Source organism: Janthinobacterium kochi, from assembly GCF_051380715.1.
Taxonomy (GTDB): domain Bacteria; phylum Pseudomonadota; class Gammaproteobacteria; order Burkholderiales; family Burkholderiaceae_D; genus Janthinobacterium.
Map to the genome: position 1 here is coordinate 260359 of NZ_JBNYXO010000004.1, position 12762 is coordinate 273120.

Annotated in this window: 15 protein-coding genes; 8 read left to right on the forward strand and 7 right to left on the reverse strand. The window is 60.9% G+C overall.

The features are described 5' to 3' along the window. Positions 1-122 precede the first annotated feature (122 nt). A complete protein-coding gene (locus ACQ4WL_RS11535) occupies positions 123-575 on the forward strand; it encodes an Hsp20/alpha crystallin family protein (RefSeq protein WP_436509863.1) in 453 nt (150 codons plus the stop codon). A 77-nt stretch (positions 576-652) separates the two neighbouring features. Here the strand turns inward: ACQ4WL_RS11535 and ACQ4WL_RS11540 are convergent, their stop codons facing one another. Beyond that, a complete protein-coding gene (locus ACQ4WL_RS11540; RefSeq protein ID WP_436509864.1) occupies positions 653-1999 on the reverse strand; it encodes an MFS transporter in 1347 nt (448 codons plus the stop codon). Positions 2000-2216: 217 nt separating this feature from the next. Between ACQ4WL_RS11540 and cyoA the strand changes: the two genes are divergently transcribed. The 7 genes from cyoA (at position 2217) to ACQ4WL_RS11575 (ending at position 8991) form a co-directional block, all read left to right on the forward strand. Further along, positions 2217-3200, forward strand: coding sequence for a ubiquinol oxidase subunit II (gene cyoA, locus ACQ4WL_RS11545; RefSeq protein ID WP_436509865.1), 984 nt, complete (start codon positions 2217-2219; stop codon positions 3198-3200). An 84-nt stretch (positions 3201-3284) separates the two neighbouring features. Then, positions 3285-5288, forward strand: coding sequence for a cytochrome o ubiquinol oxidase subunit I (gene cyoB / locus ACQ4WL_RS11550; RefSeq protein ID WP_436509866.1), 2004 nt, complete (start codon positions 3285-3287; stop codon positions 5286-5288). Next, on the forward strand, positions 5281-5919 hold the full coding sequence (cyoC, locus tag ACQ4WL_RS11555; protein WP_071077269.1) for a cytochrome o ubiquinol oxidase subunit III: 639 nt from the start codon (positions 5281-5283) through the stop codon (positions 5917-5919). Before cyoB ends, cyoC begins: the two co-directional genes overlap by 8 nt. Beyond that, entirely contained in the window at positions 5916-6302 is a 387-nt protein-coding gene (gene cyoD, locus ACQ4WL_RS11560; RefSeq protein WP_071077270.1) for a cytochrome o ubiquinol oxidase subunit IV, read from the forward strand. The genes cyoC and cyoD overlap by 4 nt, the downstream gene beginning before the upstream one ends. Next, positions 6299-7132 (forward strand): SURF1 family protein, encoded by an 834-nt coding sequence (locus tag ACQ4WL_RS11565; RefSeq protein ID WP_436509867.1) that lies wholly within the window; start codon positions 6299-6301, stop codon positions 7130-7132. The genes cyoD and ACQ4WL_RS11565 overlap by 4 nt, the downstream gene beginning before the upstream one ends. Continuing rightward, positions 7116-8465 carry an ATP-binding protein gene (locus ACQ4WL_RS11570; RefSeq protein WP_436509868.1) on the forward strand — a complete coding sequence of 450 codons (1350 nt, stop codon included), beginning with the start codon at positions 7116-7118 and terminating at the stop codon, positions 8463-8465. Before ACQ4WL_RS11565 ends, ACQ4WL_RS11570 begins: the two co-directional genes overlap by 17 nt. Beyond that, complete coding sequence (locus ACQ4WL_RS11575; RefSeq protein WP_436509869.1) at positions 8455-8991, forward strand: response regulator transcription factor; 537 nt, start codon at positions 8455-8457, stop codon at positions 8989-8991. The genes ACQ4WL_RS11570 and ACQ4WL_RS11575 overlap by 11 nt, the downstream gene beginning before the upstream one ends. A gap of 24 nt (positions 8992-9015) precedes the next feature. Here ACQ4WL_RS11575 and ACQ4WL_RS11580 read toward each other — a convergent pair whose 3' ends face one another. The 6 genes from ACQ4WL_RS11580 to ACQ4WL_RS11605 form a co-directional block, all read right to left on the reverse strand. Beyond that, positions 9016-9753 carry a hypothetical protein gene (locus ACQ4WL_RS11580; protein ID WP_436509870.1) on the reverse strand — a complete coding sequence of 246 codons (738 nt, stop codon included), beginning with the start codon at positions 9751-9753 and terminating at the stop codon, positions 9016-9018. 130 nt (positions 9754-9883) lie between these two features. After that, positions 9884-10111 (reverse strand): hypothetical protein, encoded by a 228-nt coding sequence (locus ACQ4WL_RS11585; RefSeq protein WP_436509871.1) that lies wholly within the window; start codon positions 10109-10111, stop codon positions 9884-9886. Positions 10112-10144: 33 nt separating this feature from the next. Then, complete coding sequence (locus ACQ4WL_RS11590; protein ID WP_436509872.1) at positions 10145-10639, reverse strand: GNAT family N-acetyltransferase; 495 nt, start codon at positions 10637-10639, stop codon at positions 10145-10147. Positions 10640-10743: 104 nt separating this feature from the next. After that, complete coding sequence (locus ACQ4WL_RS11595) at positions 10744-11109, reverse strand: hypothetical protein (protein WP_436509873.1); 366 nt, start codon at positions 11107-11109, stop codon at positions 10744-10746. A 28-nt stretch (positions 11110-11137) separates the two neighbouring features. Beyond that, entirely contained in the window at positions 11138-11938 is an 801-nt protein-coding gene (gene phnE, locus ACQ4WL_RS11600; protein WP_436509874.1) for a phosphonate ABC transporter, permease protein PhnE, read from the reverse strand. Then, positions 11935-12747 (reverse strand): PhnE/PtxC family ABC transporter permease, encoded by an 813-nt coding sequence (locus ACQ4WL_RS11605; protein ID WP_436510073.1) that lies wholly within the window; start codon positions 12745-12747, stop codon positions 11935-11937. Before ACQ4WL_RS11605 ends, phnE begins: the two co-directional genes overlap by 4 nt. Positions 12748-12762 lie beyond the last annotated feature (15 nt).

A 12762-nucleotide genomic window follows, 5' to 3' on the forward strand; every position in this document is an offset into this window, starting at 1 on the left:
ATCAAGCTGCCCACGATTGAGGCAGGTCAAAGAGATTGGTTGCCGACATCCTAAGATGCAGGAGGTGGTGGCGTCCAAGCGGACGGCCGCCGTGTGCAAACCAGCCCATGCAGGAGGACATCATGGCTAATCAACTGATCCGTCGCGATCCGCAAAACCCGCTGGCACGTTTCGACCCGTTCAGCGATATGGAAGAATTCATGCACGACTTTTTCGCACCGGCCCTGCGCCTGCGCGATGGCGGTTCGTCACGCATGCGCCTCGATATTTCCGAAACCGAACAAGCCTATCGGGTGCAGGCGGACATTCCCGGCGTCAACAAGGACGATATCAAGGTCTCCATCGACGGCAACCGCGTCTCCATCAACGCCGAGCTCAAGGATGAAAGAGTGACGCGCGACGGCGGCGGCAAGGTCATGCGCAGCGAACGCGAGTACGGCCAGCAGTACCGCAGCTTCGTGTTGCCGCATGAGGTGGATGAGGCCAGTGCGCAGGCGCGCTACCAGAATGGTGTGCTGCTGCTGGACTTGCCGAAGAAGGAGGGCACGGGCGGGCGGCAATTGGCGATACAGTGATGCGGGGACGGCATAAAAAAACGCCGGACGGTGCCGGCGTTTTTTCCGTGCAGTGCGCGCTGCGCACTATATATATGTCAGTCGCGGATTTCCAGCGCCCGGTTCAAGCTCAGGGCGGCCAGTGAGGCGACGGCGCCCGACAGCAGGTAGAAGCTGACATAGGCGAGGCCGAAGTTGGCGGACAGGCCCAGCGCTACCAGCGGGGCGAAGCCGGCACCCACCAGCCAGGCCAGGTCGGATGTCAGGGCCGCGCCCGTGTAGCGGAAGCGGGCAGGGAAGTTGGCCGTCACGGCGCCGGCTGCCTGGCCGTAGGACAGGCCCAGCAGGCTGAAGCCCACGAGGATGAAGATGTCCTGGCCCGCATTGCCGCCGCCCATCAGGGTCGGCACGAAGGCGCTGAAGATGGCAATCAGCACGGCCAGCACGCCCAGGGTGGTGCGGCGGCCCACCTTATCGGCCAGCAAGCCGGAAATCACCACGCCGACGGCGGCCAGCACGGCGCCCAGCATCTGCACTTGCAGGAAGTCCGAAGCGGAACGCGTCTGGTAGACGGAAATCCACGACAGCGGGAACACGGTCACCAGGTGGAACAGGGCGTAGCTGGCCAGCGCGGCGAGGGCGCCGATCAGCACGTTGCGGCCCTGGCCGCGGCTCATTTCAAACACGCTCACGGGCTGCAGTTCGCGTTCGTCCAGCAGGCGCGCATATTCATTCGTCGACACCAGGCGCAGGCGGGCAAACAGGGCGACCACGTTGATGGCGAAGGCCACATAGAACGGATAGCGCCAGCCCCAGTCGAGGAAGTCTTCATCCGTCAGGGTGGTCAGCATGAACCAGAACAGGCCGGCGGCGAGCAGGAAGCCGAACGGCGCGCCCAGCTGGCCCAGCATGGCGTACCAGCCGCGCTTGTTTTCCGGCGCGTTCAAGGCCAGCAGCGATGGCAAGCCATCCCACGAACCGCCCAGCGCCACGCCCTGGCCGATGCGCAGCACGGACAGCCAGATGATGGCGGCAAAGCCCAGGTGCGAGTAGGTCGGCAGGAAGGCGATGCCGGCCGTCGACACGCCCAGCAGGAAGAGGGCGATCGTCAGCTTGGCGCTGCGCCCCATGCGGCGCTGGATCTCCATGAAGATCACGGTGCCGAACGGACGGGCGATGAAGGCAAACGAGAAGATCAGGAAGGCATATAATGTGCCCTCGAGGCGTTCTTCAAACGGGAAGAAGACGCGCGGAAATACCAGCACCGAAGCGATGGCGTACACAAAGAAGTCAAAGTATTCGGAAGCGCGGCCGATGATCACGCCGACGGCGATTTCAGCTGGGTCGATATGCGATTCGACCGTGCCGGCCCCGCGTGCGTCACGCAGGGAGTGGGGGGAAAAGTCGGCGGGTACATCCCCGCTGGGTATGCGCGTGCTGGACATGATGATCGTCTCCAATATAGTTTCGAGTTCGGCCAACGCGTAACATACTCCGGGTGTCTCACGCCCGGAGTAGGACTATTCATCAGGTAGTCGTAGGAAAACTCCGCGCCTACGCAGTGAAAGTCCGAGCAAGGGGTAGGACAAAACGTCCAATTGCCAACGCGCTCCAGTGAGAATACAGTACCATATCTTCATCCCCTGTACTGGACTTTCCTGTATGTTTTCATTAAAAGTTCGTCGCGGACTGCTTCTCTTACCTCTCGCATTGTTGGCTGGTTGCAATACGGTAGTACTGAATGCGTCCGGTGACATCGCAGTTCAGCAAGGCAATCTGATTATCATCTCGACATTGCTGATGCTGTTGATTATCGTTCCGGTAATCGCCCTGACCCTGCTGTTTGCATGGCGCTATAGAAAAAACAACACCGCGGCCAAATACGAGCCGGACTGGGACCACTCGACTCGCCTCGAGCTGATTATCTGGGGCGCGCCCCTGCTGATCATCATCGTGCTGGGCCTGCTGACCTGGATCAGCACCCACACCCTCGATCCGTATCGTCCGCTGAGCCGTATCGACGCCAACCGTCCGATTCCTGCCAGCCACAAGCCGATGATCGTCGAAGTCGTGGCGCTGGACTGGAAATGGCTGTTCATCTACCCGGAGCAAGGTATCGCTTCCGTGAATGAACTGTATGCGCCAGTCGACCGTCCGATCCGCTTCAAGATCACCGCCTCGTCCGTCATGAACTCGTTCTTCATCCCCGCACTGGCAGGTCAGATCTATGCCATGCCGGGCATGGAAACGCAGTTGAATGCCGTCATCAACAAGCCTGGTGTCTACAAGGGCTTCTCCGCCAACTACAGCGGTGCCGGTTTCTCGGGCATGCGCTTCAAGTTCCACGGCGTGAATGATGCGGACTTTGACAAATGGGTGGCATCGGCACGTGCCGGTGGCGGCGCGCTGAACCGCGACGACTACCTGTCGCTGGCCCAGCCTAGCGAGCGCGATCCGGTGCGCCGCTACAGCAATGTGCCGACCGATCTGTACAAGGCAATCCTGAACCGCACCATCGTTTCCGACGCCCTGTGCGTGACGCCGGTCGAGCCATACAAGTTGACGATGGAAAATAGCCCGGTAGCAGCCGTAACGGCAGTAGTTGCTAGCGATGCAGTGGTTGAAAAGGGTGTTCAAGCCAAGTAACGACTGCATGAATCCTGCAGCGCATTGCGCTGCAGATACTGGCGCCGTTTGCCTGGCGCCTCCCTTTTTTCTCTGAGAGTAACAATGCTAGACCATATTGATCTGACGAAGCTTATCTTCGGCCGTCTGAATTGGAGTGCAATTCCACTTCACGAACCTATCCTGCTGGCGACCTTTGCGATGGTTGCCCTGGGCGGTATCGCACTCGTTGCGGCACTGACGTATTTCCGCCTCTGGGGTCCCCTGTGGCGCGACTGGATCACCAGTATCGACCATAAAAAAATCGGTATCATGTACATGATCCTGGGCCTGGTCATGCTGCTGCGCGGCTTTGCCGACGCGCTCATGATGCGTACCCAGCAGGCGATCGCCTTTGGCGACAATGCCGGCTTCCTTCCACCCGATCATTACGACCAGATTTTCACCGCTCACGGCGTGATCATGATCTTCTTCGTCGCGATGCCTTTCGTGACGGGTCTGATGAACTACGTGGTGCCGCTGCAAATCGGCGCGCGCGACGTGGCTTTCCCTTTCCTTAACAACTTCAGCTTCTGGATGACCACCATGGGCGCCGCCCTGGTCATGGCTTCGCTGTTCGTCGGCGAATTCGCCCGCACGGGCTGGCTGGCGTATCCACCGCTGTCGGGCATCGTCGGCAGTCCGGACGTGGGGGTAGACTATTACATCTGGTCCTTGCAGATTGCCGGGGTCGGGACGCTATTGTCCGGTGTCAACCTGATCGCCACCATCGTCAAGATGCGCGCGCCAGGCATGACCTGGATGAAAATGCCCGTCTTCACATGGACCGCACTGTGCACCAACATCCTGATCGTCGCCGCTTTCCCGGTACTGACGGCGGTGCTGGCCATGCTGTCGCTGGACCGCGTTGCAGGCTTTAACTTCTTCACGACGGAACTGGGCGGCAACGCCATGATGTACGTCAACCTGATCTGGATCTGGGGCCACCCGGAGGTGTACATCCTGATCCTGCCACTGTTCGGCGTGTTCTCGGAAGTCGTCGCCACGTTCAGCAGCAAGCGCCTGTTCGGCTACGCCTCGATGGTGTACGCCACCTGCGTCATCATGATTCTGTCGTACCTGGTATGGCTGCATCACTTCTTCACCATGGGTTCGGGCGCCAGCGTCAACTCCTTCTTCGGCATCACGACGATGATCATCTCGATCCCGACGGGCGCGAAGATCTTCAACTGGCTGTTTACCATGTACCGCGGCCGTATCCGTTTTGAGTTGCCCATGCTGTGGACGATCGGCTTCATGGTCACCTTCACCATCGGCGGCATGACCGGCGTATTGCTGGCCGTACCACCAGCTGACTTCGTGTTGCACAACAGCCTGTTCCTGATTGCCCACTTCCATAACGTGATTATCGGCGGCGTGGTGTTCGGCGTGTTCGCTGCGATCAACTACTGGTACCCGAAAGCCTTCGGCTACAAGCTCGACGCGTTCTGGGGCAAGTGCTCGTTCTGGTTCTGGTTCGTCGGCTTCTACCTGGCCTTCATGCCGCTGTACGTGCTGGGCCTGATGGGTGTGACCCGTCGTGTCAACCACTTTGAAGATCCATCCTTGCAAATCTGGACTATCATCGCCTGGTTTGGCGCCGTCTCGATCGCACTCGGTATTGCCTCCATGCTGATCCAGTTCGTCGTCAGCTACCGCAACCGTCACGCCCTGCGCGACGTCACCGGTGACCCATGGGGTGGCCGTACGCTGGAATGGTCGACGTCGTCGCCTCCGCCAGACTATAATTTCGCCTTCACGCCACAAGTGCACGAACTCGATGCATGGACTGACATGAAGAAACACGGTTACCAGCGTCCGACGTCCGGTTTCACGAAGATCCACATGCCGAAGAACACCTGGGCTGGTTTCGTGATCGCCGCACTGTCCGCACTGGTCGGTTTTGGCCTGATCTGGCAAATGTGGCTCGTCGCCAGCATCGGCTTCGTGATCATGATGATTGCCATCATCGTCCATACCTTTAACTACAAGCGCGATTACTACATTCCTGCGGAAGAAGTGGTCCGTACCGAAGACGCTTACACTAAATTGCTGAGCAGCCATGTCTGATACCATCGCCCATAACACCGGCGCCGCTGGCGCCGCACCAAGCACGCGCAGCTACTTTGTGCGCGAGCACCACCCGGAAAACGGCAGCCTGCTGGGTTTCTGGCTCTACCTGATGAGCGATTGCCTGATCTTCGCCTGTCTGTTCGCCACGTACGCCGTGGTGGGCCGCAACTACGCGGACGGCCCTACGGGCGCCGCGCTGTTCGACCTGCCGCTGGTGGCCGTCAACACGGCCATGCTGCTGCTGTCGTCGATCACCTACGGCTTCGCCATGCTGGCCATGCAGCGCAAGCAATTGCGCAGCACCCTGGTCTGGCTGGGCATCACGGGCCTGTTCGGCCTGGCCTTCCTGTCGCTGGAAATGTATGAATTCATTCATCTGATCCACGAAGGCGCCGGTCCGCAGCGCAGCGCGTTCCTGTCGTCGTTCTTCGCCCTGGTCGGCACCCACGGCTTGCACGTGACGTTCGGCGTGATCTGGCTCGTGACCCTGATGTTCCAGTTGAACAAGCATGGCCTGACCCCGGAAAACGGCCGTCGCATGATGTGTTTGTCGCTGTTCTGGCACTTCCTGGACGTCATCTGGATCGGCGTCTTCACCTTTGTCTACCTGATGGGAGTGCTGCCATGAGCGACCACCACACACACGGCGATAGCCACCACCATGACCAGCATGATCATGGCAGCCTGAAAAGCTACACCATCGGCTTCATCCTGTCGGTGATCCTGACGGCCATTCCTTTCTGGCTGGTGATGGCGAAAGTCATCACCAACTCGGGTACCATGGGCCTGGTCCTGCTGGCGTTCGCGGCGGTGCAAGTGGTGGTGCACATGGTGTACTTCCTGCACATGAACACCAAGTCCGAAGGCGGCTGGAACATGATGGCACTGATCTTCACCATCATGATCGTGGGCATTGCCATGGCCGGTTCCCTGTGGGTCATGTACCACATGAACCACAACATGATGCCGGATCTGATGCCTGAGTACATGCATACGAAAACGGCTCCATGATGAGTCAACAGCGCCCAAGCAACACCGGGCGCGCCCCTGGCGCCGCATCGCAAGATGCCGCGCCAGGCCCACGCGGCATGGCTGTGCACTATTCGAAAATTGCATTAGCCTTGCTGGCGGGGATCTTGTTTGCCGGTTTCTGTGCCCTGGGCACCTGGCAAGTCAAGCGCCTGTTCTGGAAGCTTGACCTGATCGAGCGCGTCGAACAACGCGTACATGCGCCCGCAACGGACGCACCTGGACCCGCAGCCTGGGCCAGCATTACGCCACAAACGGATGAATACCGCCATGTGCGACTCTCCGGTACGTATCTCCCCATTTTTAATACCCTGGTGCAGGCAACGACGGCACTGGGCAGCGGCTATTGGTTAATGACGCCCTTGCGCCTGACCGATGGCAGCACCGTGCTGGTCAACCGCGGCTTCGTGCCGAAACGCGCCAGCATCGCCGCCAGCACACCGGCCGGCATCGTCAACGTCGAAGGCTTGCTGCGCGTCAGCGAGACGGGCGGCGGTTTCCTGCGCGAAAACAGTCCTGCCACCCAGCACTGGTATTCGCGCGACGTGGCCGCCATCGGCGCCTCGCACATGCTGACCAATGTGGCGCCATATTTTGTCGATGCGAAGGAAAAATCGGAAACGGCCGTTGACGCTCCCGTCGGCGGCCTGACCGTGATTTCCTTCCACAACAACCACCTCGTGTACGCCTTGACGTGGTTTGCGCTGGCCTTGATGGTGGCCGGCATCAGCTGGTGGATTGTGCGCGAAGACAAGCGCCGCCGCGCCCGTGGCGCCCAGCGCCAGGAAAGCGACCATGCCGGGCAGGATTGAGATCCTGCCTAACCGCGAAGTCTTAGAACGCGGTGCGGTGGCGGCCGAGATGGAACATCCGGCCGGCCACCAGAACATGAAGCTGCTGATCCAGTTGCGCTGGCTGGCCGTGATTGGCCAGATCAGCACGATCTTCGGCGTGGGCGTAGGGTTGGGCATCGCCTTGCCCGTGCCCTACATGCTCGAAGTGCTGTCGTGCCTCATCGCTTTCAACTTGGCCAGCCTCTTGCGCTGGCACGAACGCCAGCCCGTTTCCAACACGGCCCTGTTCCTCGCTCTGCTGGTCGACGTCACCGTGCTGACGGCCCAGCTCTACCTGAGCGGCGGCATCAGCAACCCGTTTGCCTTCCTGTACTTATTGCAAGTCATCCTCAGCGCCGTGCTGTTGGAAGTATGGTCGACCTGGATCATGGTGGCCATTACCAGCCTGTGCCTGGCCGGCCTGGCCGTGCTGCCCGGCCCCCTGATTCTGCCGATCGACCCCGAGCGGGGCTTTGCCAGCCTGTACGTGCAAGGCTTGCTGATCTGTTTTATCCTGAACGCCGCCTTGCTGGTGGTGTTCATCACGCGCATCAACCGCAATCAGCGCGCCGGCGACGCCAAGGTGGCCGACTTGCGCCAGCGCGCGGCGGAAGAGGAGCACATCGTTCGCATGGGCTTGCTTGCCTCGGGCGCCGCGCACGAGCTGGGTACTCCGCTGGCGACGCTGTCCGTCATCCTCGGCGACTGGCGCCGCATGCCGGAATTGAGCAAGAATAGCGAGTTGCTGGAAGAAATCACGGAAATGCAGGCGCAGTTGCGGCGCTGCAAGAGCATCGTCAGCGGCATTTTGTTGTCGGCGGGCGAGGCGCGCGGCGAATCGTCCGTGAAAACGACGATCAATACCTTCCTCAACGACCTGGTTGATGAATGGCGCGTCAGCCGCCCGATCCAGGGTTTCGAGTACGATAACCGCATCGAGCACGACGTGCCCGTGGTCTTCGATTCGACCCTGAAACAAACCATTTGCAATGTGCTCGACAATGCGCTGGAAGCGTCGCCCGACTGGCTGCGCTTCGAAGCGACGCGCGAAGCGGATGCCTTGCACCTGGTCATTACCGATGCGGGCCCCGGTTTCGAGCCGTCGATGCTGACGCACCTGGGCAAGCCGTATCAAAGCAGCAAGGGTAAACCCGGCGGCGGCCTGGGCCTGTTCCTGGTGGTGAATGTTGCGCGGACCCTGGGAGGTACGGTGACGGCGCGCAACCGGGTGCAGGGTGGGGCGGTGGTGCACCTGGCCTTGCCGCTGGCGGCCATCAAACTGGAAAGAGAAAGCGACCACCATGCAGGATGACCGTCTGTTACTGATCATCGAAGACGACGCCGCGTTTGCCCGCACGCTGGGCCGCTCGTTCGAGCGGCGCGGCTACCAGGTCATCCTGGCCACCAATTTCGATGAAGCGAGCGCCTTGATCGAGCAGCATTGCCCCGACTATGCCGTCGTCGACCTGAAACTCAATGGCAATACGTCCGGCCTGGCTTGCGTGCAGATGCTGCACCAGCACGACCCGGACATGCTGATCGTCGTGCTGACGGGCTACGCCAGCATCGGCACGGCCGTCGAAGCGATCAAGCTGGGCGCTTGCCAGTACCTGGCGAAACCGTCCAACACGGACGACATCGAAGCGGCCTTCGGCCACGTGGCCGGCAGCGCCGACATCGAACTGAGCAACCGCGCCACCAACATCAAGACCCTGGAATGGGAACGCATCCACGAAATGCTGGCCGAGACGGATTTCAATATCTCGGAAACGGCGAGAAGGCTGGGCATGCACCGGCGCACGCTGGCGCGCAAGCTGGAAAAGCAGCGGGTGAAATAGGCACTGCGATAGCTACAGTGCGGTCTAATCGTTGTCGAATGTCAGCTCGAGCACGCTGTCGTCGCTCCAGTCCTGCTCCCGCAACGGTGGCGTGAACGACGTGCCACTGAAGGGCACGCGCGCACTTTTCCCGTTGAAACTGATCGTCGCAGCCGTGATGCGCTGCGGTTCGGAAAAACTGTAGGTGCCTTTTTGCAACACGAAATTGCAGGGGCCACCCAGTGCGCTCATCGTGGTGCGCATGGCGAAAGGCAAGGTTTCCTTGTCGATGGCCCAATGCACTTCGCAAGCCAGTCGCAGGTCGCCCAGGCGGCGGATGGTGTCGCTGGCCGACGCACTTCTGACGTAGGGAATCCACCTGACCGACCCCGCCTTGCGGTTCACGGTCAGCTCGGCCTTTTCATACAGCGGCCCCTGCTCGACGGGTAGGCTGAAGATATTGCGCTCCCCCAGCGGTATCGGCATGCCCGCCTCATCGCTTTTCAGCCTGAGCGCGATGGCGTGCATGTCGACATCGGCACGGCGTGGCTCCAGGATGAATTTCAACTCCGCGCCAGGCGCCAGAGCATGTTTTTCCTCAAACCGTTTGACGCCCTTGAGCATGGCACTGTAGGGCTTCCAGTCCGGGTCACGGATACCTTTGACATTGACGGACGGAGGCTCCTGGCCGGCTTGCTCCACGGTTTGCGCCGTGTCCGCCTCGGCCTGCACCGCAGCGCCGCATAAACACAGCAGAAGACCAGCGATTGCACGCATATCCATCTTTCTATTCATGAATGAAAACGTGAGTGTAGAAAAAAACAGAGATACGAGCAGGTTTTTAAGACAGGATGCGAATCGCGATGAATGGAGTGCTTGAAAGCGCTGTTTTCTACATTATCCGCATTTGTACTTATGTCAATGCCATCAGCAAACCAGAAGCCATGACTGCTGCAGCAAATAGCGCGACGGCGAAGCGATTGTGAGGAAGCCCCCTCGCCGGAGGGTAGTGGCCCAGCGTGAGCAGCCGTAGCATTGCCCAGCCCGGCCAATAGAACAGCTTTTCGACGACTGTTCCTAGCAGGCCATACATCAACAGGCGAACGCTCCAGACGATGCCGTCAAAAATCCAGTCAAGCACAGTGCATCCTCGGGGTGTGCCAATGGATTGAGCTCATGCCACCGTCAGCCATTCCATCTTCTGCACCTGGATATGCGGATGACTTTCCAGCGCTTCCCATTCCGGTAAAAAGACAAAGCCCTGTTTCTGGTAAAAGGCGGCCGCGCGGGCATTTTCGGGCGCGACATCGAGCACCAGCCGCGCATGGCCGTTGTTCACGGCACATTGCTTCACGGCATCGACCAGGCCCTGCGCCACGCTCATGCCCCGATAGTCGGACTGTACCCACATGGCGATCAGATGGCACTCGCCATTGCCGGCCACCACTTGCGCGGCCAGGCCGATGGCTTGCTCACCATCGAAGGCAAGGAAAAACGTGCGCTGCGGTGTGCTGACGGCGCGCTGCCGCCAGTCGGCATCGGAAAAACCGGCCGCGCTGGCGTGGCTGGCGCCGAAAGCCGTGGGGGCGTCGAGCAGGGCGGCCAGGCGCGTGGCTTTCAGCGATGGCCAGTCGCTGGCGGTGGTGGGGCGGATGACAATGTTGTTCAAATCTTCAGGATTCCTTGGGCGACAAGGTCAGTCGTTGATGTATTTGGCAATATTAACAGTATTGCTGCCATTCCAGCTCCCAGTTCGTGTTTGTCGCGTGCAACTTATGACTGGTCCCACACTTCGATGCTGAGCAACTGTCCTGGCAGGCACGCGGCGATGCGCTCCGGATGCACGGTGATGCTGCCGGGCCAGCCCGTGAGTTTATCTTGCGGAAAGTCGCCATCGTGCGCCTCGGCAATGCCTGCCTGCAGCATGGGCGCGATGATGTCAGCCGGGGCCGTATAGCGGTTGGGAAAGCCGTTGAACGCCAGCTGGGTCGCCTTGCCTTGTGCGCACAGTTGCGCGATCCAGTCCGCGCCGAACAGGCCCGCTTCCCAGGTGGCCAGGATGGCGTCTTTATTGACCTTGGTCAGGTCGGCCATCTGTTCCGGAGTTTCTGTCGAGATAATGGTCCACCAGCCTGACATGGGCATTCCTTATAAATAGTTAAACGAATCAGCGGGTCATGGCGCGGCGCAGCAGGTAGCTGAGGCCATCGACGGCGGCCACCATCAGCAGCATGGCGACGATGACGGTGGCAGCGTTCTGCATCTGGAACAGCGACAGATGGTATTTCAGCATCTGCCCCAGGCCGCCTGCACCCACCACGCCGAGGATGGCGGCGGCGCGGATATTGTTTTCCCAGCGGTACAAGGTATACGACATCATTTGCGGGCTGCATTGCGGCAAGGTGGCGTACAGGAAAGCCACGGCGGGGTGCACGCCATTCATGCGCAAGGTGGCGGCCGGCAAGGGCGGGCAATTCTCGAAGGCATCGGCAAACAATCGGCCCAGCACGCCGACCGTGTGCAGCGCCAGCGCCAGGGTGCCCGCGAACGGGCCCAGGCCGGCGGCGATCAGCAAAATCGAGGCCCACACCAATTCGGGTATCGAGCGCAGCACGTTCAGGATTGCGCGCGTGGCATTGCGCGCCAAGGGGCCAAAACGGCCGCTGGCGGGCAGGGCCAGCAGCGCGCCCAAAACGGCCGCAATCACCGTGCCGATGGCCGACATGGCCAGCGTCTCAAAGGTGGCCATGCCGACCTTGGTGAGAAACGCGGGCGCCAGTTCGGGCGGCGCGAAGCCGTGCAGGAAGTCGGCGCTGGTGCGCACGGCGTCGGCACTGAAGAACTCGCCCCATTTCAGGGGCAGGGTGGCGAAGCTGGCGATGACCAGCAGCAACAAACCGGCCAGCAAGGCCCACGTGGACCAGCGCACGGGAGGGGAAACTGGCAGCATGGATGTGTCGCCCTTCATGCCAGCCTCCGGCGCAGCATGGCGGACACGGCATCGGCGCCCGCCACCAGCAGCACGAACACCATCAGCATGGTGGCCAGTTCACTGCCCGCCATCATTTTCATCGATTCATCCATGCGCTGGCCCAGGCCGCCCGCGCCGACAAAACCCATGACGACGGAGCCGCGGATCGCGCATTCCCAGCGGTAAATCGTGTAAGAGACCAGTTCGGCGGCCGATTCGGGCAAGGCGCCGTACAGCAAGGCTTTCAAGCGGCCGCTGCCGTTGTGGAGCAGGGCGTTGCAGGCGGCAGCGTCCGATGATTCGAGGATTTCCGCATACACCTTGCCCAACATGCCGCAATACGTGAGGGCGATGGCGATCACGCCGGCCGTCGGGCCCAGGCCGACTATGCGCACCAGCAATAATGCCCAGACCAGTTCCGGCACGCTGCGCAGCAGCACCAGCAGTGCGCGCACGCAATGGCGCAGGGCGGCGGCCAGAGGTGACACTTTGCCAGAGCCGATGCGCGAAAGCGACAAGCGCTCCGTCACCAGCAAGGTCAGGGGAATGGCGCCCAGCATGGCCAGCGCCATGCCGGCCGTGGCCATGGCGATGGTTTCCCAGCTGGAAACGGCCACCAGTTGCAGGAATTCCAGCGAGTGGGCGGGCGGCACGAAGCTGGCAAGGAATTGCCAGGTGGCCGCCAGGCTTTGCGCATCGAATAAAATCCATGGCTTGAATTCGGCTTGCACCAGCATCGGCCACAGCACCAGCAGCACGACGGCAACGGTGGTCAGGCGGCCGCGCCAGGCGGGGTCGCGCGGCATGGCGGCGTTGGTGGA